Source organism: Caballeronia sp. LZ003 (genome assembly GCF_031451465.1).
In the GTDB taxonomy this organism is placed as follows: domain Bacteria; phylum Pseudomonadota; class Gammaproteobacteria; order Burkholderiales; family Burkholderiaceae; genus Caballeronia.
The window spans coordinates 1,478,169-1,502,214 of the sequence record NZ_JARUXJ010000003.1 but is presented as its reverse complement, the minus strand read 5'-3'; the positions used below and the strand labels follow the sequence as shown (position 1 = coordinate 1,502,214).

Below are 24,046 nucleotides of genomic sequence, written 5' to 3'. Positions count from 1 at the left end.
ATTGATTCGTGCGGCCGGGACCGGCCGCCGAGGTCGGTTATAAGCACAGTCACAATCAGAAGCACCAGCGAACAGCCAAAGCCAAGCGACCGGCGTGCGCTCACCATTTGGATTGCGCCGCCCGCCGCTGCCGTGCATTGTAAGGTGGTCCGCGCAATTGTTCAGCAAAGTGAAAGAGCGCGAACGGACGTGCCGGTTTGGGCAACGTCGCGGGTCGAAAGGCGTGTTCGTATTGGGCGATGCGATCAAGCGCCGTCAAGCGTTTCCACGCGCCGACCGGTTATGATTCGCACCGGCCTGATTTGAAAAAAATCTTCACATGCGCGTCGGCCGAAGCGCGCAAATACGTGCGCCGCGTACCGAGCGTCATTCACGAAACCATATCCATCGGAGTTGTCCATGCCATTGCGGTCCGGTGTCGATGAAACCACGTTTCGTCGCATTCTCTTGCGAAATATCGCGCTGCCGTTGGGGACGGGCATCGTCACCGCGGTCGCGTTCGTCGCTCTCGTGTTGTATCTGCTCTCGGGCATCGACTGGGTCGAGCACTCGGAACGCGTGATCGGCAATACGCAGGAAATCGGGCGGCTCGTCGGCGAGAAGGAAAGCGCGGTACGCGGCTATCTGCTCACCGGCGACGAGAGCTTCCTCGCGCCTTACGAGACCGCCAAACCCAAGCTCACCGCCGATATCGATACGCTCGCCGCGCTCGTCTCGGACAACACGCCGCAAGTGGACCGCATGATCCGCATCCGCGCATTGCAGACGCAATGGGACAAGGTCGCCGATGCCGTGATCGCCGAGCGTCGCGCCAACGGCAATGCGCTCGCGCAGATGCGTGCCGGAGGCGGTGCGGCGGAACGCGCCGAGACGGTGCGCGAGCTGGACGCGTTTCTCAACATCGAGCAGACGCTGCGGATTCAGCGCGTGGAGTCGGCGAAGGAACTGACGACCATCACCGTCATCGTGTTTCTCGTGTTGAGCCTGTCGCTTTCAGTGATTCTGGCGGTCTTCGGCCGCCGCGAACTCTTGCAGCTTTCGAACGCGTATGGCCTGGCACTCAGCGAACACGAGAAGCAGACGCGCGCGTTGCAGGAGCAGGCGTGGCTGCGCGAGGGACAGACGCTGCTCGCGGCGCAGGTGATCGGCAGGCAGTCGCTCGACCAGTTGTGCCAGACGGTGCTCGACTTTCTGGCCGACTACCTCAAGGTATCGATAGGCGCGTTCTACGTCGTCGATGTCGACGGCGCGCTCCGGCGCACCGCGAGCTTCGGCTTCGACCCGGACAGCGAGACGTCGCCGCAGACGCTCGCGGGCGTGAAGAGTCTCGTCGGGCAGGCCGTGCATTCGAAGCGCCTGACGAACGTGGACGAAGTGCCGGCCGGCTATTGGAAGGTCACCTCTTCGCTCGGCTCGGCCACGCCGACGAGCCTCGTCGTCGTCCCGATCGAAAACGAGGGCGAGGCAAACGGCGCCATCGAACTCGGCGCGATGCACGCGCTCACGGAACGCGAGCGCCAGTTCATGTCGTCGGTGGCGGGGAATATCGGCGACTTCGTGGAGGCGGCGCAGTATCGCGAGCGCTTGCAGCAAGTGCTCGAAGAGACGCAGCAGTTGAACGAAGAGTTGCAGACGCAACAGGAAGAACTGCGCACGACCAACGAGGAACTGGAGCAACAGACCAACGCGCTGTCGCAGGCGCAGGTGTATCTCGCGAACCAGAAGGCCGAGCTCGAACAGACCAACGATCAACTCGCGGAACAGGCGCGCGTGCTCGACGAACGCAACGCGGCGCTAAACTCGGCGCAGGAAGTGCTGGAGCAGCGCGCCGAGGCCTTGCAGCGCGCAAGCCGCTACAAGTCCGAGTTCCTGGCGAACATGTCGCACGAGTTGCGCACGCCGCTCAATAGCTCGCTGATTCTCGCGAGACTGCTCTCGGAGAACAAGCACGGCAATCTCACGCAGGATCAGATCAAGTACGCGCAGACGATCTATTCGGCGGGCAACGATCTGCTCAATCTGATCAACGACATTCTCGACTTGTCGAAGGTGGAAGCGGGCAAGCTCGATCTGCACATCGAGCATGTGCCCGTGCAGCGCATCGTGGATACGCTTTCGCGCACCTTCGAGCCGCTCGCCCGTCAGAAGAAGCTGAAGCTCGAACTGCGCAACGAGATCGAGCAATATCCGACGCTCACGACCGACTTCCGCCGGCTCGAGCAGATACTCAAGAACCTGCTCGCCAACGCGGTGAAGTTCACCGACTCGGGCACGGTCTCGCTCACGCTGAAGAATGCGGGCAAGGACGCGGTGCAGTTCGTCGTGACGGATACGGGCATCGGCATTGCGCCGGATCAGCAGGAAGCGATTTTCGAAGCGTTTCAGCAAGCCGATGGCACCACGAGCCGTCACTACGGCGGCACGGGTCTGGGCTTGTCGATCTCGCGCAGTCTCGCGCATCTGCTCGGCGGGTCGATTGCGTTGCAGAGCACGCCGGGCGTGGGCAGCACCTTTACGCTTACGATGCCGGTCATCTATGACGCCCTCACGCCGCCCGTGCAAAACGCGCTCGAACTCGTGGCGCCTGTGCCTGCACCCGCGCCCGTTTCGGCGGAGACGCCAAATGCGCCACTCGATGACGTGGCCGCGTTGGTCACACCGACGCCCGTGATCGACGACGACCGGCTCGACGCCGCAGCCGCCGGCCGGCGCCTGGTGCTCGTCATCGAAGACGAAGCGAGCTTCGCCCAAGTGCTGCTCGATCTGGCCCACGAGCTGGGTTATCGCTGCATCGTGAGCGGCACGGCGGGCGAAGCGCTGCGGCTGGCGCAAGAACGTTCGCCGAGCGCGATTCTGCTCGATATCGGCTTGCCGGATCGCTCGGGGCTCGTCGTTCTGCAAGAGTTGAAGGCGAACCCGAAGACGCGGCATATTCCCGTGCATGTCGTGTCGGCGTCGGACAGAAGCGAGGCCGCGCTGCACCTCGGCGCGATCGGCCACGCGGTCAAGCCGACCACGCGCGAACAACTCATGGGCATCTTCCAGCGGCTCGCCGACAAGAGCAGTCAGAAGATCAAGCGCGTGCTGCTGGTCGAGGACGATGCGCGGCAGCGGCAAAGCATCGTCGAACTCATCAGCGATCAGGACGTGGAAATCACGCCTGTCGAGTTCGGCAAGGACGCGCTGGAGTTGCTGAAGACGACCATCTTCGACTGCATGATCATCGACCTGAAGCTGCCCGACATGCAGGGTGGCGATCTGCTGCGGCAGATGGCGTCGACGGATGCCTTGTCGTTTCCGCCGGTGATCGTCTACACGGGCCGCAATCTGACTCACGACGAAGAAGCGGAACTCATGCGTTATTCGCAGTCGATCATCATCAAGGGTGCGCGTTCGCCGGAACGTCTGCTCGATGAAGTCACGCTCTTCCTGCACAAGGTCGAATCCGACCTGTCGGCGGATCGCCAGGCGATGCTGCACGTCTCGCGTTCGCGCGATCGCGTGCTCGACGGACGCCGAGTGCTGCTGGTGGACGACGACATCCGCAACATCTTTTCGTTATCGAGCGCGCTGGAGCATCAGGGTTTGAAAGTGGCTATCGGCCGCAATGGTTTCGAGGCCATCGAGGCGCTCGACCGGCACGCGGACATCGACGTCGTACTGATGGACGTGATGATGCCCGGCATGGATGGACTGGAAGCGACGCGACGCATCCGCGAAGATGCGCGCTTCAAGAAGCTCCCGATCATCGCGATCACCGCGAAGGCGATGAAGGACGATCAGGAGCAATGCCTCGCCGCGGGCGCGAGCGATTATCTGGCGAAGCCGATCGATGTGGATCGGCTGTATTCGCTGTTGCGGGTGTGGATGCCGCGGCGAGTCTGAGCGGCTTTAGATGTTGAGCGCGCGCTTGTTCACCGCAAGCGCCGCTTCCCGCATCACCTCCGACAGCGACGGATGCGGGTGCGAGATCATGCCGATGTCTTCCGACGCCGCCTTGAACTCCATCGCCACCACGGCTTCGGCAATCAGATCCGACGCGTTTGCCGAGACGATATGCACGCCGAGAATCTCGTCGGTCTTCGCATCGGCGATCACCTTGATGAAGCCGTCCGTTTCACCAATGCCCATCGCGCGGCCGTTGGCCATCATCGGGAACTGGCCGGCCTTGAACTCGCGGCCCTCGGCCTTCAGCGCCTGCTCGGTCTGACCGACCCATGCAATCTCCGGATGCGTGTAGATCACCCAAGGAATGCAGTTGTAATCGATGTGCGGCTTCTGACCGTTGATGATCTCCGCCACCAGCACGCCTTCGTCCTCGGCCTTGTGCGCAAGCATGGGACCGCGCACGACGTCGCCGATGGCGTAGACGTTCGGCACCTTGGTCGCGCAATGGCCATCGACGGGGATGAAGCCGCGCTCATCGGCGGCGAGCCCGATCGAGTCGAGACCAAGATTGGCCGTATTCGGCACGCGGCCGACGGAGACGATCAGACGGTCCGCATCCAGCGTCGCCGCGTTGCCGTCCTTGTCCTTGTAAGACACGGAGACGCCCGCGTCGCTCGTCTTCACGCTGTCGATCTTCACGCCGAGGTGGATCGTCAATCCCTGTTTCTTGAATTGCTTGGCAGCTTCCTTTTGCAGCGCGGTGTCGGTCGAGCCTAGGAAGTCCGGCAGCGCTTCGAGTATGGTCACTTCCGCGCCGAGCCGCCGCCACACCGAACCGAGTTCCAGACCGATCACGCCTGCGCCGATCACGGCGAGCTTTTTCGGCACGGAATCGAAGGCGAGCGCGCCTTCGTTGTCGGAGACGATGCGGTTATCCACGGGCACGTTCGGCAAATGACGCGCCTTCGAACCCGTCGCGATGATCACGTATTTCGCCGTATGGCTGCCGTCCTTGTCGCCGCCGCTCACTTCAATAGTGAAGTTGCCGCCAGCCTTGCCCGCGAGCTTGCCGTGGCCCTTGAGCCAGGTGACCTTGTTCTTGCGGAAAAGGAACTCGACGCCGCCTGTGATCTTCTCGACGATCGCTTCCTTGCGGCCGATCAGCTTGGTCAGATCCAAACTCACGTTCTCGACGTTCACGCCGTGATCGCCCAGATGCAGTCGCGCATTCTCGAATTCTTCCGACGAAGCGAGCAGCGCCTTCGACGGAATGCAGCCGACGTTCAGGCACGTGCCGCCGAGCTTCGGCTTGCCGGCCGGGTTGATCCACTCTTCGACGCACGCGACCGAATAGCCGAGTTGCGCGGCGCGGATCGCGGCGATATAGCCGCCGGGACCGGAGCCGATCACGATGACGTCGTAATCGGCTTTCTCGCTGGATTCGGCTTGAGGCGCGGGCGCTGCGGCAGCGGCCGGTTGTTCGGCGGCGGGCTTTTCAGGCGCGGCGGCCGGCTTCTCGGCAGCCGGAGCCGGAGCGGGCGCTGCCGCGGCTTTTCCTTCCGTATCGATGGCGGCGAGGATTTCATCCGCGTGGACGATATCGCCTTCCTTCTTGAGAAGCTCGCCCAGCACGCCGGACGACGGCGCGGGAACTTCCAGCACGACTTTGTCGGTTTCCAGTTCGACGAGGATTTCGTCTTGCGTCACCGGGTCGCCCGCTTTCTTTTTCCAGGGCAACAGCGTTGCCTCGGTGACGGACTCGGAAAGCTGCGGAACCTTGACTTCAACCCTTGCCATTCAGATTCTCCTTGTGAGCATGCTTGTGCGATGGAAACCGTGCGGCGGCGAAGGGCGGGGCGCTTGCCTCCGTTTGCATCTGTTTGCATCCGTTTTGTCCGTCTCGGCCGCGCAGAAGCCACAGGATACGCCGTGTGCGGCACGCTCGCCGCACTGCCGCTTGCCGGACGGCCCTCGCTATATTCGGTGGTATATTGCGAAAACAGACGCGGACCGACCATTCCCGCCCGATCGAACATGAGGTGATCATGCAGGCCCCTCCGTTTCCACTTGCCCGCCCGACTCGCATCGACATGCACGCGCGCACGTCCGACGCATGTTGCGAGCCGCAGCCGCAACGAGTCGCGGCCGTGGCTGCCGACGCGCGCGGCGCGAATAAGCGCGTGCGGCTCTCCGAGCTGGATTCGCATCTGCATTGCTCGATTATCGGTACTTGTCTCTCCACCAACGAGTTGCGCAAGCTGGTGCCGAAGTTCACGAACCTGGATCGTCATCACGCGAGCGATCTCGACATTCACCACGCGGCGGTCGAACTGGCGATTGCGGGCGGCGCGGGCGCGAAGGCGCTCAACAAGGCGCTCGACGAACGTTATTCAGGCGCGCTCCGCCGTTTCGATGCCGCGCGCAGCAGCGACGCACTCCTCGACCTTTGGTCCGATGCGCTCAAGTCCGGCGACATCCCGCCCGCCTACTGGGCGCTGATGACGCATCCGCACGCGAATATCGAAGTGCGGCAGTCGGCGTTTGGCGAGCTGCACATGCTCTCGCATCTCGTGGGCGCGGCGAATCGCGCGGATATCCGGCGTCTCGTGGCGCTCGAAAAAGAGAACGCGGAGCTGCGCGACAAGATCGAACGGCAGCAGGCGCGTCTGCTGGAAGTGAGCGGCGAGCGCGACGCGTCGCTGCGCCAGTTGAGCGAGTTCGCGGCGCAAGGCGAACGCAAGCCGGAGACGGACCCGAGCGAACTCGAGGAAGAAGTGCGACGCCTGCGCGAAAAGGCCGAGGAAGGCGAGCGCCGTCTCGCGCTGCATACGAGCCGTCGCGAAGCCGCGGAACGGCGCGCGCAGCAGGAAGAGGGCGAAGCCGAGACGCTGCGCGCGCGGCTCGCCGAGGCACAAGCGCTATTGAAAGTCGTGCAGGCGGAATGCGCGGCGCTGGAACGCGCGACGCTCGATAACGCCGAAGCGTCCGACACGCGTCAGCGCGCCTTCGACTGGGTGAACGGCAAACGCATCGTCTATGTGGGCGGCAGACCGAACTCGAACGCCGTGTTGAAGTCGCTCGTCGAAACGGCAGGCGGCGCGCTCACCGTGCACGATGGCGGTATCGAGGATCGCAAGGGATTGCTCGCCGCCGCGCTGCCGAACGCGGACGTGGTGCTGTTTCCGGTGGACTGCATCGACCATGATTCGATGAACACGTTGAAGCGCGTCTGCGACCGTCACGGCGTGGACTACGCGCCGTTGCGCACGGCGAGCGTGGCGAGTTTCGTGGAATTCGTCGCGCGGCTGGACGTCGACGAGCGCGTGAGCCGCACGAGCGCGCCGCCGCGTTCGGCGTTCTGCCTGCGCCACGGTTAGGACTTGAGGAGCTTCGTCAGTGCGCCAATGTGTCCGGCGCACGCGGCGTGCGCTTCGGTTTCGATATCGCGGTAAAGCTGCACGATGCGTTCGCCCACGGGCGTCAACACGCAGCCGCCGCCGCTCTGGCCGCCTTGCTCCGAGACAGTCGCGGGCGACTTCAGCGAGCGGTTCAATTCGTCGATGAGCAGCCACGCGCGCCGATACGACATGCCGAGACTGCGCGCCGCCGCCGAGATCGAACCGTGTTCGCGCACGGCTTCGAGAAGCACCACTTTGCCCGGCCCGAGCGCGATTGCTTCACCTTTGCGGATGCGCATGCGAAAGCGCACTTCGACGGTTTCTTGGGCCGTCGCCGCAGGTTTCGTTTTGAGGGATGTGGCCATGCCCGAGAGAATACACGAACGAGACCCTCCGAACGCTACTGGCGAAACGGATAGCAGAAGCGGTAATCCTTGCAACCCGGACAGCCTGGCGCGCAGGTCGGCGCAACGCCGTTTGCGCTCGCGGGACGCAGGCACGCCGTGGCGATGATCATCGCGAGACAATGCGCGTCGTCGGGAGAATGCGTCAGCGTCACGTCATGGCGCATCAGAAGCGCATGAAGATCGTGTACGAACACGCGGTGCGGCGTCCACGGCGGCGTATGATCGCCGTCGATCGTCTGCGTGAAATGGCGCGTGGTCAGGGCATCGAGTTCCGGCTTGTTAAGACCGAGCAGCGATACATCGCCGGCTTCCATGCGCGCGCCGATCAACCGCGCGAACAACACCGTATCGGGCACGGCTGCATGGGCCGCGCGAGCGAGAAGGGCGCGCGCCGCCGCGTTCACGTTCATGGCGAGTGGCCGCTGCCGAGCACGTGGGCATCCACGCGTACCAGCCGCTTCAGGTGGCGCGGCGCGTGCACCGTATCCGCGCCGGACACCAGCACCGGCAGGCCATCTTCGACGCCGAGTTCGCGGTCCGCACACGCATACGCCACGATCACTTGCTCGCCCACGGGCGTGTTGAAAAGCTCATGCCAGGAAAACGTCACCGCATAGCCATCGTGCGCATGCGCGAGAAACACGGTGCGCTTGAAATCCGTGCTGCCGGGACGGCGCACGCCAGCGGCGTCGAGCAGCACGCGCAACTGCACGCCCTGATATCGTTCCACTGGTCGAATATAACGGCCGGTCGAAAAGCAGACGAGATCGAAGGGATCGATGCTCGCGCTCGCAAACTCGCGCAAGGCGGCGACATCGAGCACGAGCGGACGTTCGACCGCGCCGCCAATCTGAACGACAGGTGAAAGGCTGAGCGAATGCGCGTGATTCATGGCGATGACCGGGCAGATGCGATGTATCGCTGAATATATTACGGCAGATTGTACGATGCCATGCCTTTCGCGGCATGATGATCATGGATGCGGCATTATTCACAACTATCGTTTTCCGGCCAACGGGAGAGCCTTCATGAGCCGTCGTCCTGCGTGGATCGCGATTTTGGCGCTCGTCACCGCCGCATGCACTTCGGGCGGAGGCTCGGTCAGCGCGCCGCAGACGGTCCAGCTTTCCGGCTCGCCGAACGGCGTCGCGGTGCGCGGGTCGGATGGCGCGGTGTTCGTCACCGACGACAAGACCAACAGCATCGTGATGACCTCGAATCTCGACGCTGCATCGCCCGACTTTTCGCTCTACGCGCGCATTCCCGCGCAGGAAGGCGAGCGCGGCGCGCTCAGTCAGATTGCGTTTGCGCCGAACGGACATCTGCTCGTCGAGCGCTTCGGCTTCGGCAAGAACAGCGCGGTGTTCGACATCGCCGCGAGCGGACAAGTCGCACTTGCCGCCGATGCAAACCCGTCGCGACGCCGCCTCGGGCTCGTCGTGCTGGACAGCGGCACGTTTTTGTCGAGCTGGTTCGGCAAGGAAGGCGATGCGCCGTCGATGGGCGGCGTTAGCCTGATCACGCGCGGCGCGACGCCGGGCAGCGTGACCGAGCGCGATCTCGTCATCGGCCTGAAGAAGCCGGTGGGCCTCGCGGTCGTCGGCGACACGCTGTTCATCAGCGATCAGGCGGCGAACCGCATCTTCAAGGTCGATCTGCAGGACGCGCGCACGGCGGGCGGCCCGGTGCAGGCCACCAATGTGTTCGCCACCGTCGATGCGCCCGATCTCATGGCCGCATCGCCCGATGGCACGCTCTACACGAAATGCGGCGCGCACGCGTTGTGCAGTGTGTCGAAGCGCGGTACGGCGGCGGTCATCGCCAGCGACTTCGACGCGCCTCGCGGCGTGGCCGTCGATGTCGCGCGCAAGCGGCTGATCGCGGTGGATCGCGCGGGTGCGTCGTCGGGCAAGACGAGCGCGCTGCGCGTGTTGCCGATCAGATGAGCGAGCCCAAGGTCGACCCAAAAAAAGAAGGCGACGCATTCGCCGCCTTCTTTCGCGCCTACGTCACGTCGAACCTCAACGCGGCGACGACCAGCCCTTGTAATTCGCCACGTTTTCCCGCGTGACGAGCGTCGACGGCATGAGGATCATCGTGCTGCTCGGCTTCTTGCCGTTCATCAAGTCGTAACCGACGCTCACCGCCTGCTGCGCCATCGACCACGGGTCCTGACTCGCGGAAGCCTGAATCTGCGTATCGGTCTTGAGCGCGTTTTCGATATCCGGCGCGCCATCCACCGACGTGATCACGATATTGTTGCGACGCAGTTGCTTCGCCGCGAGATCGCTGCCGATGGCTTGCGGATCGTTAATCGCGAAGAGGCCGTCGAGCTTCGGAAACCGCGTGAGATAACCTTGCATCGCGTTCATGCCGCCTTCGCGCGAACCCTTCGCGTCCTGGTCGTCGGATAGCACCTTGATGCCCGGATTCTTCGCCAGTTCCGCCTTGCAACCCTTCACGCGATCCGTCACGGCCGAAACCTGCGGCCCGTTCTCGATCACCACGTTGCCCTTGCCGTTGAGCTTCTTCGCGAGGAAATCGCACGCGAGTTCACCCGCCTGCACGTTGTTGGTCTGCACGGTGGCGTCCGTTCCGGCAGCGGCCACGTCGACCGCGACCACCACGATGCCCGCCGCCTTCGCCTTCTTCACGGCGGGTTCGATCGCCTTCGGATCGACCGCGTTGAGCAGGATCATGTCGACGTGCGCGGAGATGAAGTTGTCGATCTGCGTGAACTGCTTGTTCATGTCGTAATCCGACGATACCGCCGTGACCTTGACGTTCGGATTGATCTGCTTGGCCTTGGCTTCCGCGCCGCGCGAGATGGTCACGAAGTACGGATTGCCGAGCGAGCCGACCGTGATGCCGACCGACTTCAGTTGCTTGTCGGCGGCCTGCGCGGCGGGCAGCGCCGCGCAAAAACCGACTGCGAGTGCGACGCTGGCGAAAAGCTTGTTGTGTTTGCGCATGTTGTTGTCTCCAGTGGGTCCATTCGAGTTGGACGGGCGCAGGCGGACCTGCATGCGCCCGGTGTTTTCAAAGCGAAACTTCAGGTTCGGGCCGAACCGCGCTGGCGGTAACGGTCGAGCGCCACCGCGCCGATGATGACGAGCCCCTTGATGATGTACTGCCAGATATCCGACACGCCGAGCAGCACGAGTCCATTCGACAGCACGGCGATGATCAGCGCCCCGACCAGCGTCCCGACGATCGACCCCACGCCGCCCACGAAACTCGTGCCGCCGAGAATGACCGCGGCGATGGCATCGAGTTCATACGATTGGCCGAGTTGCAGACCGTTCGCCGCATAGAGCCGCGCCGCCGACATCACCGCGCCGAGACCGGCGAGCAGTCCCGACATCGCGTAGACGAAAAGCTGGATGCCCCACACCTTGATGCCCGAGAGCCGCGCCGCCTCCGGATTGCCGCCGACCGAATAGATGCGCAGGCCGAGCACCGTGCGGCGCAGAATGAACCACGAAATGGCGACGACCGCGAGTGCGATGATCACGAGCCACGGCACGCCGAGCACCGTGTCGTTGCCGATGAACGCGAACGAAAGTTGCGGGTTGAAGATGGTCGTATCGTTACCGATGAGCCGCGCAATGCCGCGCACCGCCGTGAGCGAACCGAGCGTCACGATGAACGGCGGCAGTTTGAGCAGCGAGATCAGCAGCCCGTTGACCACGCCGAAGCCGAGACCGACGGCAAGCGCGGCCGGAATGCCGAGCCAGCCGAGATGCGGCAAGTTCGACGCGAGCAGCGCGGTGACGGCCGCCGCGGACAGGATCGAGCCGACCGACAAGTCGATGCCGCCCGTGAGAATGACGAAGGTCATGCCCGCCGCGAGCACGATGTTGATCGACGCCTGCTGCGTGACGATCGACATGTTCTGCAGGCTGAAGAAGCCATCGGTGACGATGCCGAAGCCGATGCACAGCAGAATCAGCACCGGCAACATGCCGGCGGTGCGCATCAGGACCTGCATGCGCTCGCGATGTTCGATGCGCGTCTGCCGTTCCGCCGCGCCTGGCCCGACGTTGTCATGCTTGGTGGTGTTAGCCATGTCTCTCTCCAATGTGCTTTTATGCGGCCTGATCGAGCTTGACCTTCGAGCCCGTCGCCAGTTCGATGATCCCTTCCTGCGAAATCGGCTTGCCGGAATGTCCGCCGAGTTCGCCCGCTATCAGGCCTTCGCGCATGACGAGCACGCGGTCGGCCACGCCGATCACTTCCGGCAACTCGCTCGAAATGACGATGAGGCCGACGCCCGAGCGCGCCAGTTCGTTGATGATTCGATAAATCTCCGACTTCGCGCCGATGTCGACACCGCGCGTCGGTTCATCGAGGATCAGCACGTGCGGCCGCGTTTCGAGCAGACGCGATAGCAGCACCTTCTGCTGATTGCCGCCCGATAACGCGCCCGCGTTCACCCGCATGTTCGGCACGCGGATGGTGAGCGCGGCGATTGCCTCGCGCGCGCGGTTGTTGCCGTGCGCGATGTCCATCACGCCCATCTTGGAATCGCGTCCGGCGACCGCGACGTTGATGTTGTCGCGCACGCTCATGTCGAGAAACAAGCCCTGACCCTTGCGGTCTTCGGTGAGATAGACGAGGCCGGCGTCGATGGCATCGCGCGGCGTGCGCACCTTGAGCGGCTTGCCGTGCATCAGGATGTCGCCGCGCGTGCGTTCTTCCGCGCCGAAGATGAGGCGCGCGAGTTCCGTGCGTCCCGCGCCGACGAGTCCCGCGATGCCGAGCACTTCGCCCGAGTGCAGTTCGAGACTGCAGCCGCGCACGCGGCGGTCGTCGGCGATATCGCGCACCGACAGCACGATCTTGCCGGGATCGTAAGGCGCGTGTTCCTTCTTGTAGAAGCCGGAGATGTCGCGGCCCACCATCATCTTCACGAGGCTCTCGGCGGAGAGTTCGTCGCGCTTGAGCGTGCCGACGTAGCTGCCGTCGCGCAGCACGGAAACGCGATCCGACAGCTCGTAAATCTCCGCCATGCGATGACTGATGTAGATGATCGCGATGCCTTCCGCGCGCAATGTGCGCACGAGCTCGAACAGCCGGTCCGTTTCGCGCGATGAGAGCGGCGTGGTCGGCTCGTCCATCACGAGGATGCGCGCGTGGGCGTGCACGGCGCGCGCGATTTCCACGAGCTGCCGTTCCGCGATGGAAAGATCGCCGACGAGCGTGTGCGGCTTGAACGACGCGCCCAGCCGCTTCAATACGTCCACGCAGCCGCGCTCCATGCCGGCGCGATCCACGACGGACCACGGACCTCGGCCCTTGCGCAGTTCGCGGCCCGCGTAGATGTTCTCGGCCACCGAAAGATTGGGCGCGAGACTCAGTTCCTGATAAATCACGGCGACGCCGAGCGCACGCGCCGCGAGCGGACCGTCGATGACGACCGGCTTGCCATCGATGAGAATTTGCCCGCCTGCATCGGCCTGATACGCGCCCGACAGGATTTTCATGAGCGTGGATTTGCCCGCGCCGTTTTCGCCCATCAGCGAATGCACTTCGCCTGGAAAGACCGAAAGACGGACGTCGTTCAGCGCGCGCACGCCCGGAAACGTCTTGCTGATGCCGCGCATTTCCAGAAGCGGCGTACGTGGGTCCGCGGTGTCATGCGGCATGGTTCACCTCTTGCGTTTTGATGCCCGCGTGGCGAAAGCCGGCGCGCGGGGAGAAGTTGTAGAACATGGGCAACGTGGCGGCGCCGATCGCGCCCGCATCCGGGCCGAAGGTGCCGCGCACGAGCGCGGGCGTGCCGCGTGCCTCGGGCGCGTTGGCCGTCATCGTGGTCCGGAGGCGTGCAACGAGCCGGTCGAGCAGGCCGCCGTCGATGTCGGAATCGATCACGACCATCGGCACGTCGAGCACGCACAAGGTTGCGCGCAACGCGGGCGCGAGGGCTTCGATGCAGTCCTCGATCCATTCGTCGACGGCGGGCAGGCGTTGTTCGATGCACGCCTGCAAGTCGACGCGGTTGTCCGCCGCCGCGCCGCTGTAGTGCAGATGCCGCACGAGCGCATTGAGCGAGGCGCGCGACAGCAAAATGTCCCACTGCCCAGCGGGTTGCGGGGCGGAGGGCAGGCGGCTTGGCGGCACGGGAATCACGCCGATATCGCCCGCGTTGCCGGATGCGCCGCGCAGACAATCGCCGTCGATGGCGATGCCGCCGCCAATCGCCGAGCCCAGGAACAGGTAGATGAAGTCGTCGCACGTGCGGCCGTGACCGTAGAACAGTTCGGCGGTGGCGGCGGCGTTGCCGTCGTTTTCGCTGAAGACGGGCAGGTTGAGCGCGCGCGAGAGGGCGTCGGGAAAATCGGTTTCGTCCCAGGCGCGGAAGTTTTCGGCGGGCAGGCCGAGTTCGCGCAGCCAGCTGCCGAGATTGAACGGCTGCGCGATGCCGATGCCCGCGAGCCGTTCACGTTCGGACGCGCTAAGCAGCGCGAGCATCCGTTCGACATCGCGCCGCACGATTTCGAGCACGACCGACGGATGCGGCAGCACCATGTCGATGGCGCTGCGCCCGAGCACGTCGCCCGCGAAATTGACGAGCACCGTCTCGATGCCGGTGCGGTCCAGCCGCACGCCGATACCGAACGCGCCGCGCGGATCGAGCCGGATGAGCGCGGCCGGCTGACCGCGCTGGCCTTCGATCCGGCGTCCGGTGTACTCGATGAGCCCGGCCTTGCCGAGCGATTCGATGATGCTGCCAACCGCCGTGCTCGTCAGATTCGCGTGACGCGCGAGATCGGCCTTCGATGCGGGCTCGGTGCGCCGCAGCGCCTGCAACAGCAGGCGTTCGTTGTAGCGCCGGACGTTCGCGGAGTTGCTGCCTCTGCCGCTTGCTGGTTTCACGCGCCTGTCTCCTGTCGAGTCAGCGCATGAAGCGCCGCTCGTTGTCTCGTGTCGCCCTCATGCGGGGCATTAATTAAATCAAGTTGATTTATTTAAAGACGGCGGCGCGTTCTTGTAAAGAGAGGGAATTCCCCAAGCCTGCTTTTAAGCAGCGAATGAAAACCATCCGTGGCATGCAATGCAAGCAACGCTCCCGACGAATGTGCGCCTTTCACACTAGGCGATAGACCCTTCAGTTCCAAGTTTCGGGCGTCCGTGCCTTTGCCTGCGTGGCGATGAGCGTTGTGCTATCGTCGGCGACACTTTTCGACATTGCGGTTGCGCCATCATGTTTTCGATCTCTCAGTCGGCCCACGCGAGTAAAACTGCCCAGTACGACGATCTGCTTCAACAGGTGCGCTCGCTGCTGGCGGACGAAAGCGATTTCATCGCCAACGCGGCGAACTTTTCGGCGCTGGTTTTTCACTCGCTGCCTGATCTGAACTGGGCGGGCTTTTATCTTTTCGACGGCGCCGAGCTCGTCGTCGGGCCGTTTCAAGGCAAGCCGGCGTGCGTGCGAATTGCGCTTGGACGCGGCGTGTGCGGCACGGCGGCACGCGACCGGCGCACGCAAGTCGTGCCGGATGTCGAGGCGTTTCCGGGTCATATCGCGTGCGACTCGGCGTCGCGTTCGGAGATCGTCGTGCCGCTCGTCGATGCCGCTGGCGCTCTGATAGGCGTATGGGATGTGGATAGCCCGGTTCCCGGCCGCTTCGACGATGAAGACGCCACGGGCATGGAAGCGCTGTGCACGGCGTTCGTAGCGATTGCGTGGAGCAAGCGCGCGAAGAGCTGATGGCCGTTTCTTTGAAGCGCGCGGTTTTGCAATCGGCGCGGTATGCGCTTGCAGTTCCCGTTTAGCTCGACGCGAGACACGCTCCGGTCGAGATCACGCGGTAGCTCGCTGGACGCTTGCGGCTCTACTCCGCTCAACGCATCTCACGCAGTGGGAGCGATCACGCAATAGTTCGCTGGGCGTGCGCGGCATCACTCCGCTCAACGCAATCCATCCGTCGAACGTGGCCACGCGGTAGTTCGCTGCGTTTCGGCAAGCGTCTTCCCCGCCTGCGGCTACAATGGGGCGACCTTAACGCCCTCCATTCCGATGCCGAGCCTTGCCCGCCGCCGTCTGCTTGCCGCGTGCGCCCTGAGCGCGAGCGGCCTGGTACGTGCTCGCGATGCGCGCGCCGCCGATGGCCGCGCTACCATCGCGCTCGTGATGAAGTCGGTGAACGATCCTTTCGTCGTGTCCATGATCGACGGCGCAAACAACTACCAGCGCCATTTCGCGTCGCAACTGGATCTGATCGCGCGCGGCACGCAGGGCGACAACGACGTCGCCGCGCAAATTCAAATCGTCGAGTCTTTGATCGATGCGAAGGTTCAGGCCATCGTGATCGCGCCGACGGATTCGAAAGCGCTGCTTCCCTCGGCCACGAAGGCGATACGCGCGGGCATCATCGTGATCGCCATCGACAACGCATTCGACGACGACGCCGACGACCCGGCGTTCACCATTCCCTTCGTTGGTCCGGACAGCCGCCGGGGCGCGCGGCTCGTCGGCAATTATCTCGGCTCGAAGCTGAAAGCAGGCGATGAAGTCGGCATCATCGGAGGACCGGCGAACGACCGCAACGCGCAGCAGCGCGCCATCGGCTTCAGGGATGCGATGAACGCGGCGAACGTGCGCGTCGCGGCCGCCGACGCGGGCGACTGGAGTCTCGCGAGCGGCAAGTCCATTGCGCTGCAGATGCTCTACACGCGCCCGACCTTGCGCGGCATGTTGTGCGCGAACGATACCCTCGCGATGGGCGCGATCGATGCCATCCGCATCGCCGGGAAAAAAGGCCGCGTGCTGGTCACGGGCTATAACAACATCGACGCTGTGCAACCGATGGTGGAAGACGGGCGCCTGCTTGCGACGGTCGAGCAGTTCGGTGCGCGTCAGGCGGTATTCGGCGTGGATGTCGCGGTGAAGGCGCTACTGGAGAAACGGCGACAGCGGGATTTGTCGCCGTACATGGAGACGCCGGTGCAGGTGGTGGCGAAGGGGATGAAGCGCCCGCCGAGGCTGGGCGCTTCTTCGTAATGCCTGCTGTCGCTCGATGACCTGCGCGTCGCCAGATGGGCCATGCGCGCAGGCTGAAGTTCAGCCGATCCTCTAACGCTCAACCCGCCGCCCCACCCAACAACCCACGCGCCGCCAGACTCCGATACAACGCCCGCACCCCAAACGTCCAGGGCTCGACTTCCGTCGAAAGCTGCACCGTGTTCACGAGTGCGCCCAGACTCGGCGTGGCAATCGTCACCACGTCGCCGAGATGATGCGTAAAGCCGCCGCCCGGCGTGTCGCGGTCCTTGATCGGCGAAAACATCGTCCCGAGGAACAGCATGAAGCCGTCCGGGTATTGGTGATGCGCGCCATGCGTCTGCTTGACGAGGTCGGCGGGATCGCGGCTGATCTCGCTCATATGGCTCACGCCTTCGAGCACGAAATCGTCGTCCGCGCCTTCGATGCGCAGCGACAAAGTCGTGCCGCGCACCGTGTCCAACGTGAAGCGCTCGTCGAACAGGCGCACGAACGGGCCGATCGCGCACGAAGCGTTATTGTCCTTCGCCTTGCCGAGCAACAACGCGCTACGGCCTTCGATATCGCGCAGATTCACGTCGTTGCCAAGCGTGGCGCCAACGATCTCTCCGCGCGCGTTCACCGCCAGCACGATCTCCGGCTCCGGGTTGTTCCATTGCGATGTCGGATAAAGCCCCACGTCCGCGCCAAAGCCCACCGACGACATCGGCTGCGACTTTGAAAACACTTCCGCGTCCGGCCCAATGCCGACTTCCATGTATTGAGACCACGCGCCGCGCCGCTCCAGCTCCGCCTTCAACTTGGCCGCGCTCTCCGAACCGGGCTTGATCTTCGAAAGATCCGCGCCGATCAACTTGTTGATGGTCTCGCGAACTTCCTTCGCCTTCGTCGCATCGCCGCCCGCCTGTTCCTCGATCACGCGTTCCAGCAAGCTCACCGCAAAGGTGACGCCGCACGCCTTCACCGCCTGCACGTCGCAGGGCGCGAGCAGGCGTGGACTGTCGGTTGCGGCATCGAGCGTGGCTTGCAGCAAATCTTCCACGGTGCCGAGGCGTTCGCCTTCAGCCGTGCGCGCGATGTTCACGGCGTCGGGATTGTCGAAGAGATCGGCTGTGGTCGGCGCGGCGCGCGTAATGTCGAACACTTCGCCCCGGCGCACGGCAACGACCGCTGGGCCGTTCACCGGCGCGGGACGCCATACGCGGCCGATCAGCAAGGCATCGGCAAAGTCTTCGGGCAGATACGCGGAAAGGGAAACGGGCTGCATGAGTGGGATCACCGTGCACGGGAAAAGGGAAAACGATCGTAGCCCGCAGGTGCGTTAGTGTCCATTGGGTTGCATGTTTATCCAACCTGTTGGAATATGCGCGGTCTCAATCTCGCTTCCGATTTAGTAATAACCGCGACCATCGACATGGATAAAGCCTACGACGTGCCCGCCCTGCGCCGCGCGAGCGACATTCTTCAGACGCTCGCCGACGCCTCCAAGCCCGTGCGCGCCGCCACGCTCGCCGAAACCACCGGGTTGTCGCGCAGCACGCTCTATCTGCTGCTGGAGACGCTTGCGCGCATGCAGTGGGTCGAAAAGCGCGACGATGGCTACGTGGTCGGCGTCGGCCTGTTCGAGCTCGGCAACGCGTACGTGCGTCACGACAAGCTGCAGGCGGCGTTTCGCGAGGGCGCGGGCGCGTTCATCAACACGCATAACGAGGTCGTGCAGCTTGCCGTGCTGGATGGCGTGCAGGTTGTGTATGTCGCGCGCGAGGACGCGCATCGGCCGGTGCGGCTCGTATCGGATCTCGGTTCGCGGCTGCCCGCGCATTGCTGCGCGCTCGGCAAGGCGCTGCTGGCCGGTCTCACAGACGATGCCATCAGCGAACGCCTGCCCGAGCGTCTCGAAGCGGTAACGCCGCGCACCATCACGCGGCGCGCGGCGCTGTTGCGCGAGCTCGCGTCCATTCGCACGAGCGGTCTCGCGCTCGAACGCGAGGAAGTGACGGAAGGGCTTGCGTGTTTCGCGGCTTATGTCGGCATGACGCCGGCGGGCAAGCGCGTGGCGGTATCGACGAGCGTGCCCATCGGAAGGCTCGATGCAAAGCGCGAAAAGCAGATTTCGATGGGCATCGTTCAGCTTGCGGCGTTGTTGCGCGGGGCGCTGTGAGCTTGTGTGAAGCGGGCTTCGATCGCCTGCATTTCGCCCGTATCGAACACGTGCCTCACGCCATGCGATGCAATCAGAACGTCGCATGCCGTATGCGTGCAGATCACGTCGCGCATGCGCGCTTCGCCAAATCTCCAGCCGGTTTCCGCTTCGCCGCCTAAAACGATGAGGTCTGCGCCGATCTCGCTTGCGACATCGGCAACTGCCTCGCCGATGCTCACGCCATGCGGCGGCAGCGTGATGCTACGCGCGACGCCATCGATGCCCGCGCGCTCGATCATCCGGGCGCTATAGCGCGTGACGGCGCGCGCGTGATCGTCGATGACCGCGGCGGTCTCCGTGAAATTGCACTCGGCGGTGACGACGGCCCACCACGGCGTCTGATCGACCACATGCAGCGCGGTGAGGCGCGCGTTGCAGTCGCGGGCGCGCGAGATGGCAGTGGTCAGGGCGCTTTCGCTGAGGCTCGTGCTGACCGCGACGAGAATGTGCTTGTACATGATGGCCTCCGTTGCAGGGTTTCGATTCGATGAAACGCATGATCGGCGCACAGAGTTAGGAGCGAATGAGCGGCGTGGAAACTTCTACAACGCGCATTTAAAATGCTTCCGGCCGTCGCACTTACGCGGCAAGCGCAAATTCATGCCAACCCGCCCGCACGTTCGCGCCAGGCCGACAAATGCCATCGCGGAACACGATTTGCTTGCTGCCTGCCCTCGGATGATTCCGCTCGGGCGCCCCGCATACGCGGCGTCGATTGCGCGTGGTCCATCCGCAGGTCCAGAACCCGAGGTTCCACCCGGCGCATCGTCCGGGTTTCAACCTGACAAGTGAGCGGCGATGCCAGATCAACACGACTCCGAAGCCCAAGACGACGACCGCGACGACGACCGCAAGCGCGACGACGACGGCGAGAAAGAAAAAGACAGCAAGGAAAGCAAGGACGGTAAAGACGGTAAAGACGGTAAGGACGATAAGGGCGAAAAGAAGGGGCCTGGCAAGAAACCCCTGATCATCCTTGGCGTCGTCGTGGTCGTGCTGGCTATCGGCGCCTTCGTCTGGTGGTTCATGACGCGCAACGAGATCAGCACGGACGACGCCTACACGGATGGCGACGCCGTGACCATCGCGCCGAAGGTGTCGGGCTACGTCGTGACGATGAACATCGACGACAACCGCTTCGTGCATAAGGACGATCTGCTCATCAAGATCGATCCGCGCGACTATCAGGCGCAACTCGATCAAGCCAACGCGCAGCTCGGGCTTGCCCAGGCGCAGTTGCATGCGCAGGAAACGCAGCTCGAAGTGGCGCGTGTGCAGTATCCGGCGCAGCTCGCGCAGGCACAGGCGCAGGAGCAGAACGCGCGGGCGAATCTCGCGCAGGCGAGCGCGGCGTATCAGCGTCAGCAATCAGTCGATATCCGCGCGACGTCGCAGCAAAACATCGATACCGCGACCGCGCAGCAAAAAAGCGCTGCGGCGAACGTCGCGCAGGCGCGTGCGCAAGTGCGCACGGCGAGCCTCGTGCCGCAACAAATAGCCACCGTGATCGCGGCCGTCGAAGAGAAGCGCCAGCAAGTGCGTCAGGCACAGGCGCAAGTCGAAGCCGCGCAACTGAATCTCTCGTACACGGAACTGCGCGCGCCCGCCGACGGCTGGATCACGCGGCGCAACGTGCAATACGGCACCTTCCTGCAAGCTGGAACGTCGATTCTCACGCTCGTCACCACGCGCGTCTGGGTCACGGCGAACTTCAAGGAGTCGCAACTCGACCGCATGCGTCCCGGCGACAAGGTGAAGCTCGAAGTCGATGCCTATCCGGGCCTCGACCTGCACGGTCACGTCGACAGCGTTCAACTCGGCAGCGGCTCGCGTTTCTCCGCGTTCCCGGCGGAGAACGCCACGGGCAACTTCGTGAAGATCGTGCAGCGCGTGCCCGTGAAAATCATCATCGACGATGGCATGAAGCCGGGCACGTCGCTGCCGCTCGGGCTGTCGGTCGTGCCGACCGTGATGCTCACGCACTGAGAACTGAGCCATGAGCGATACCGCCGCGCACGATCACAGCAACTGGAAGCCGAAGTCGAACCCGTGGCTGATCGCCGTCGTGGTGACGCTCGCGGCATTCATGGAAGTGCTCGATACGACCATCGTCAACGTCGCGCTGCCGCACATCTCCGGCACCATGTCCGCGAGCTACGACGAAGCCACGTGGACGCTCACGTCCTATCTCGTCGCGAACGGCATCGTGCTGCCGCTGTCCGCCTACTTCTCGAAGATCCTCGGGCGCAAGCGCTACTTCCTGATCTGCATCGCGGCGTTCACCGTGTGTTCGTTTCTGTGCGGCATCGCGACGAATCTCGGGCAGCTCATCATCTTCCGCATTCTGCAGGGCTTCTTCGGCGGCGGTTTGCAGCCGAGCCAGCAGTCGATCATTCTCGATACCTTCCCGCCCGAGCAGCGCGGCCGCGCGTTTTCGATCTCGGCGGTGGCGATCGTCGTGGCGCCCGTTCTCGGGCCGACGCTCGGCGGCTGGATCACCGACAACTTCACCTGGCGCTGGGTCTTTCTGCTCAACGTGCCGGTTGGCGTGCTGACGACCATCGCGGTCATGCAGTTCGTCGAAGATCCGCCGTGGGAAAAGAAGCAGAGCCACAAGGACGTGGGTATCGACGGCGTGGGCATCGGCCTGATCGCGCTCGGACTCGGCTGTCTGCAAGTGTTTCTCGATCGCGGCGAGGACGACGACTGGTTCCATTCGAACTTCATCATCACGTTCGCGGTGCTGGCGGCGGTCGGCATCGTCGGTGCGACATTCTGGCTGTTGTACGCGAAGCGACCCGTGGTCGATCTGCGCGTGCTCAAAGACCGCAACTTCGCGCTGGGGTCGGCGGCCATCGTCGGCTTCGCGTCGGTGCTGTATGGCAGCGCGGTGCTGATACCGCAACTCGCGCAGCAGCAGCTCGGTTACACGGCCACGCTTGCCGGTCTCGTGCTGTCGCCGGGCGCGTTGTTGATCGTGTTCCTGATACCAGTCGTCAGCAAGCTGATGAGCTACGTGCAGACGCGTTATCTGGTCGGCTTCGGCTTCTTTCTGATGGGCGTCGCGCTGCTCTACTCGCATCGACTGGTGCCGAACATCGACTATAGAACGTTGACGATGATGCGCAGCGCGCAGTCGGCCGCCATCGGTTTTCTGTTCGTGCCGGTGACGACGCTCGCCTATCTCTCGCTGCCGAAGTCGATGAACAACGACGCCTCCGCGCTCTTCACCATGTTTCGCAACGTGGCGGGTTCCATCGGCATCTCGCTTGCGACCGCGATGATCCGCGAGCGCACGCAGGCGAACATGGCGCATATGGTCGAGCATCTGACGCCGCTCAACCAGCCGTACAACGACGCGGTGCAGCGCATTGCGCGCACGCTGATGGACACGGGCCAGACCATGTCGCAGGCGATGACGGCCGCAACGGGTCAAATGTACAAGACGCTCGTTTCGCAAGCGACGATCCTCGCCTATCTCGATGTCTTCGCCGCATGCGCGATCTTTTCGTTCATGTTCATTCCGCTCACGTTTTTCTTCTCGCCGGTGAAAGCTGCTGGCGGTGCGGGAGGCCATTGAGATGAAGCCGCGTCTTTCCATTCTGATGCTCGCCTTGCTGACGAGCGCGTGTACCGTCGGACCCGATTACAAGGCGCCGAGCGCCGATGTCCCCGAGGTCTGGAGCGACACGCAGCGCTCGCAGAATCCGCAGAACGATGCGCGCGTGCCGCATGCGGATGCGCCATCGGTCGTGCAGACTGCCGCCGATCCCGATCCGCGCTGGTGGAAGCAGTTCGACGATCCGATGCTCGACTCGCTGATCGACCGCGCGGCGGCGGGCAACCTGAATTTGCAGCAAGCCGTGTTGCGGATAGCGCAGGCGCGCGAACAGAGCGTGTCGGCAGCGGCGCAGGGTTTGCCGCAGGTCAATGCGAGCGCCAGCGTGATGCGCGAGCAGCTCGGGCTCAAGGGCATCCTCCAGTCGCAAGGCGTCTATAACCAGATCGATCAGCTTGGCGCGCAAGGCGCGACGCTGCGTCAGGGTCTCGATTCGGCCACCGGGCCGGCGACGATCTATCAAGATGGCTTCGATGCATCGTGGGAACTCGATCTCTTCGGGCGCGTGCGACGTTCGGTGGAATCCGCCAATGCGCAGGCCGAGGCAGAGATGGAAAGCCGCAACGACGCGCTCGTCTCGCTCGAATCGGAAGTGGCGCGCACATATGCGCAGTTGCGCGGCGCACAGTCCATCAAGCAAATCACGCTCGCCGAGATCGACGCGGAGCAGCAAATTCTCGATCTCACGCGCGAGCAGGCGCGCGTGGGCCTGACGAGCCAGCAGGACGTGCAAAGCGCGAGTGCGCAAGTCGGCACGCTGCAGGCGCAACTGCCGACGCTCGACGCGCAAATCGCACAGGCGCTGAATGGGCTCGCCGTGCTGATAGGCAGTCCGCCCGGTACGCTCGATGCCGAGTTGTCCGATGCGCGCGCCGTGCCGCCCGTTCCACCGATGGTGCCGATCGGGCTTCCCTCGACGCTCGCGCGGCGTCGCCCCGACATCCGTCGCGCCGAAGCGCAGTTGCATGCCGCGACCGCGGAGGTAGGCGTGGCCGTCGCGCAGTTGTATCCGGATATCTCGCTGACGGGTCAGGTCGGCACGCGCGCGTTGAAGGCGAACTATCTCGCACGCTGGTCGAGTCTGTTCTGGTCGGTCGGGCCGAGTATCTCGCTGCCGATCTTCGAAGGCGGGGCGCTGCGCGCCAACATACGCATTTCGAAGGCCGAGGCCGCGCAAGCGGGGCTGGCTTATCGGCAGACCGTGCTCAATGCGTTGCAGGACGTGGATAACGCGCTGGTTTCGTATCGCACGGAACAGGACCGGCGTGCGGCGCTCGTGCGGACTGTCGATGCCAATGAGATCAGCCTGCAACTCGCGACCGATGCTTATCGCAAGGGCATCACCGCATTCGTTACGGTGCTCGACGCGGAGCGTCAGCTTGCGCAGACCCGTGAGCAGCTTGCGCAATCGACGGTGAATGTGACGACCGATCTCATCGCGGTCTATAAGTCACTGGGCGGCGGATGGCAGGACGACGATCCGAACGTGGCCCAGGCGCAGAAGGACGCACGTTCGTAACGCGC

The 24,046-nt window shown here is 63.9% G+C and carries 19 protein-coding genes and 1 pseudogene; 9 read left to right on the top strand and 11 right to left on the bottom strand.

Annotation, left to right across the window (positions count from 1 at the left end; all coding sequences use genetic code 11):
- Positions 1-399 precede the first annotated feature (399 nt).
- Positions 400-3,885 (top strand): response regulator, encoded by a 3,486-nt coding sequence (locus QCE79_RS24000; protein WP_309848239.1) that lies wholly within the window; start codon positions 400-402, stop codon positions 3,883-3,885.
- 6 nt (positions 3,886-3,891) lie between these two features.
- On the opposite strand, the gene lpdA is transcribed toward QCE79_RS24000, so the two are convergent.
- Together lpdA and QCE79_RS23990 are read right to left on the bottom strand one after the other, a co-directional pair.
- Positions 3,892-5,301, bottom strand: a complete 1,410-nt coding sequence (lpdA, locus tag QCE79_RS23995) for a dihydrolipoyl dehydrogenase (RefSeq protein ID WP_309848274.1) — start codon at positions 5,299-5,301, stop codon at positions 3,892-3,894.
- A gap of 165 nt (positions 5,302-5,466) precedes the next feature.
- A pseudogene (locus tag QCE79_RS23990) lies at positions 5,467-5,685 on the bottom strand (biotin/lipoyl-containing protein); the annotation flags it as partial.
- Positions 5,686-5,933: 248 nt separating this feature from the next.
- Here QCE79_RS23990 and QCE79_RS23985 point away from each other — a divergent pair.
- A complete protein-coding gene (locus QCE79_RS23985; RefSeq protein WP_309848238.1) occupies positions 5,934-7,265 on the top strand; it encodes a DUF2325 domain-containing protein in 1,332 nt (443 codons plus the stop codon).
- Here the strand turns inward: QCE79_RS23985 and QCE79_RS23980 are convergent.
- Genes QCE79_RS23980 through QCE79_RS23970 form a run of 3 tightly spaced genes read right to left on the bottom strand, consistent with a single transcriptional unit; the run spans position 7,262 to position 8,585 of the window.
- Positions 7,262-7,651, bottom strand: a complete 390-nt coding sequence (locus QCE79_RS23980) for a winged helix-turn-helix domain-containing protein (RefSeq protein WP_250510842.1) — start codon at positions 7,649-7,651, stop codon at positions 7,262-7,264. The two genes, QCE79_RS23985 and QCE79_RS23980, sit on opposite strands and share 4 nt — an antisense overlap.
- 35 nt (positions 7,652-7,686) lie before the next feature.
- Positions 7,687-8,103, bottom strand: coding sequence for a nitrogen fixation protein NifQ (locus QCE79_RS23975; RefSeq protein WP_309848237.1), 417 nt, complete (start codon positions 8,101-8,103; stop codon positions 7,687-7,689).
- Positions 8,100-8,585, bottom strand: a complete 486-nt coding sequence (locus QCE79_RS23970; RefSeq protein ID WP_250468894.1) for a molybdopterin-dependent oxidoreductase — start codon at positions 8,583-8,585, stop codon at positions 8,100-8,102. Before QCE79_RS23970 ends, QCE79_RS23975 begins: the two co-directional genes overlap by 4 nt.
- Positions 8,586-8,721: 136 nt before the next feature.
- Here QCE79_RS23970 and QCE79_RS23965 point away from each other — a divergent pair, with 136 nt between their 5' ends.
- On the top strand, positions 8,722-9,639 hold the full coding sequence (locus tag QCE79_RS23965; RefSeq protein WP_309848236.1) for a hypothetical protein: 918 nt from the start codon (positions 8,722-8,724) through the stop codon (positions 9,637-9,639).
- Positions 9,640-9,714: 75 nt separating this feature from the next.
- Here the strand turns inward: QCE79_RS23965 and QCE79_RS23960 are convergent, their stop codons facing one another.
- From QCE79_RS23960 to QCE79_RS23945, 4 genes are all read right to left on the bottom strand, one after another.
- Entirely contained in the window at positions 9,715-10,665 is a 951-nt protein-coding gene (locus QCE79_RS23960) for an ABC transporter substrate-binding protein (RefSeq protein WP_250468890.1), read from the bottom strand.
- A gap of 80 nt (positions 10,666-10,745) precedes the next feature.
- Entirely contained in the window at positions 10,746-11,762 is a 1,017-nt protein-coding gene (locus QCE79_RS23955; RefSeq protein WP_309848235.1) for an ABC transporter permease subunit, read from the bottom strand.
- Positions 11,763-11,781: 19 nt separating this feature from the next.
- Positions 11,782-13,341, bottom strand: a complete 1,560-nt coding sequence (locus QCE79_RS23950) for a sugar ABC transporter ATP-binding protein (RefSeq protein ID WP_309848234.1) — start codon at positions 13,339-13,341, stop codon at positions 11,782-11,784.
- Positions 13,331-14,572 carry an ROK family transcriptional regulator gene (locus tag QCE79_RS23945; protein ID WP_250494370.1) on the bottom strand — a complete coding sequence of 414 codons (1,242 nt, stop codon included), beginning with the start codon at positions 14,570-14,572 and terminating at the stop codon, positions 13,331-13,333. Before QCE79_RS23945 ends, QCE79_RS23950 begins: the two co-directional genes overlap by 11 nt.
- 328 nt (positions 14,573-14,900) lie before the next feature.
- Between QCE79_RS23945 and QCE79_RS23940 the strand changes: the two genes are divergently transcribed.
- Together QCE79_RS23940 and QCE79_RS23935 are read left to right on the top strand one after the other, a co-directional pair.
- Positions 14,901-15,407 carry a GAF domain-containing protein gene (locus tag QCE79_RS23940; protein ID WP_309848233.1) on the top strand — a complete coding sequence of 169 codons (507 nt, stop codon included), beginning with the start codon at positions 14,901-14,903 and terminating at the stop codon, positions 15,405-15,407.
- 309 nt (positions 15,408-15,716) lie between these two features.
- On the top strand, positions 15,717-16,700 hold the full coding sequence (locus QCE79_RS23935; protein WP_309848232.1) for a substrate-binding domain-containing protein: 984 nt from the start codon (positions 15,717-15,719) through the stop codon (positions 16,698-16,700).
- Positions 16,701-16,779: 79 nt separating this feature from the next.
- Here QCE79_RS23935 and QCE79_RS23930 read toward each other — a convergent pair whose 3' ends face one another.
- Positions 16,780-17,967 (bottom strand): fumarylacetoacetate hydrolase family protein, encoded by a 1,188-nt coding sequence (locus tag QCE79_RS23930; protein ID WP_250468881.1) that lies wholly within the window; start codon positions 17,965-17,967, stop codon positions 16,780-16,782.
- 147 nt (positions 17,968-18,114) lie between these two features.
- On the opposite strand from QCE79_RS23930, the gene QCE79_RS23925 reads away from it, so the two are divergent.
- Positions 18,115-18,861 carry an IclR family transcriptional regulator gene (locus QCE79_RS23925; protein ID WP_309848231.1) on the top strand — a complete coding sequence of 249 codons (747 nt, stop codon included), beginning with the start codon at positions 18,115-18,117 and terminating at the stop codon, positions 18,859-18,861.
- Here the strand turns inward: QCE79_RS23925 and QCE79_RS23920 are convergent.
- On the bottom strand, positions 18,828-19,361 hold the full coding sequence (locus tag QCE79_RS23920; RefSeq protein ID WP_309848230.1) for a universal stress protein: 534 nt from the start codon (positions 19,359-19,361) through the stop codon (positions 18,828-18,830). The genes QCE79_RS23925 and QCE79_RS23920 overlap by 34 nt on opposite strands.
- Positions 19,362-19,701: 340 nt before the next feature.
- On the opposite strand from QCE79_RS23920, the gene QCE79_RS23915 reads away from it, so the two are divergent.
- From QCE79_RS23915 to QCE79_RS23905, 3 genes are read left to right on the top strand one after another with little or no spacing between them, the layout of a single operon-like run.
- Complete coding sequence (locus tag QCE79_RS23915) at positions 19,702-20,889, top strand: HlyD family secretion protein (RefSeq protein WP_309848229.1); 1,188 nt, start codon at positions 19,702-19,704, stop codon at positions 20,887-20,889.
- Between the two features lie 10 nt (positions 20,890-20,899).
- Positions 20,900-22,483: a DHA2 family efflux MFS transporter permease subunit gene (locus QCE79_RS23910; RefSeq protein ID WP_244829902.1), complete on the top strand. Its 1,584-nt coding sequence runs from the start codon at positions 20,900-20,902 to the stop codon at positions 22,481-22,483.
- On the top strand, positions 22,467-24,041 hold the full coding sequence (locus tag QCE79_RS23905) for an efflux transporter outer membrane subunit (RefSeq protein ID WP_309848228.1): 1,575 nt from the start codon (positions 22,467-22,469) through the stop codon (positions 24,039-24,041). The genes QCE79_RS23910 and QCE79_RS23905 overlap by 17 nt, the downstream gene beginning before the upstream one ends.
- Positions 24,042-24,046: the final 5 nt, after the last annotated feature.

What these genes read in the sequence shown, in the direction of transcription:
- QCE79_RS23985 (WP_309848238.1), top strand. Translation starts at nt 5,934, where the DNA reads ATGCAGGCCCCTCCGTTTCCACTTGCCCGCCCGACTCGCATCGACATG.
- QCE79_RS23920 (WP_309848230.1), bottom strand. Translation starts at nt 19,361, where the DNA reads ATGTACAAGCACATTCTCGTCGCGGTCAGCACGAGCCTCAGCGAAAGC.
- QCE79_RS23925 (WP_309848231.1), top strand. Translation starts at nt 18,115, where the DNA reads ATGGATAAAGCCTACGACGTGCCCGCCCTGCGCCGCGCGAGCGACATT.
- QCE79_RS23935 (WP_309848232.1), top strand. Translation starts at nt 15,717, where the DNA reads ATGCCGAGCCTTGCCCGCCGCCGTCTGCTTGCCGCGTGCGCCCTGAGC.
- QCE79_RS23965 (WP_309848236.1), top strand. Translation starts at nt 8,722, where the DNA reads ATGAGCCGTCGTCCTGCGTGGATCGCGATTTTGGCGCTCGTCACCGCC.
- QCE79_RS23970 (WP_250468894.1), bottom strand. Translation starts at nt 8,585, where the DNA reads ATGAATCACGCGCATTCGCTCAGCCTTTCACCTGTCGTTCAGATTGGC.
- QCE79_RS23930 (WP_250468881.1), bottom strand. Translation starts at nt 17,967, where the DNA reads ATGCAGCCCGTTTCCCTTTCCGCGTATCTGCCCGAAGACTTTGCCGAT.
- QCE79_RS23910 (WP_244829902.1), top strand. Translation starts at nt 20,900, where the DNA reads ATGAGCGATACCGCCGCGCACGATCACAGCAACTGGAAGCCGAAGTCG.
- QCE79_RS23960 (WP_250468890.1), bottom strand. Translation starts at nt 10,665, where the DNA reads ATGCGCAAACACAACAAGCTTTTCGCCAGCGTCGCACTCGCAGTCGGT.
- QCE79_RS23950 (WP_309848234.1), bottom strand. Translation starts at nt 13,341, where the DNA reads ATGCCGCATGACACCGCGGACCCACGTACGCCGCTTCTGGAAATGCGC.
- QCE79_RS23975 (WP_309848237.1), bottom strand. Translation starts at nt 8,103, where the DNA reads ATGAACGTGAACGCGGCGGCGCGCGCCCTTCTCGCTCGCGCGGCCCAT.
- QCE79_RS23980 (WP_250510842.1), bottom strand. Translation starts at nt 7,651, where the DNA reads ATGGCCACATCCCTCAAAACGAAACCTGCGGCGACGGCCCAAGAAACC.
- QCE79_RS23915 (WP_309848229.1), top strand. Translation starts at nt 19,702, where the DNA reads ATGCCAGATCAACACGACTCCGAAGCCCAAGACGACGACCGCGACGAC.
- QCE79_RS23940 (WP_309848233.1), top strand. Translation starts at nt 14,901, where the DNA reads ATGTTTTCGATCTCTCAGTCGGCCCACGCGAGTAAAACTGCCCAGTAC.
- QCE79_RS23955 (WP_309848235.1), bottom strand. Translation starts at nt 11,762, where the DNA reads ATGGCTAACACCACCAAGCATGACAACGTCGGGCCAGGCGCGGCGGAA.
- QCE79_RS24000 (WP_309848239.1), top strand. Translation starts at nt 400, where the DNA reads ATGCCATTGCGGTCCGGTGTCGATGAAACCACGTTTCGTCGCATTCTC.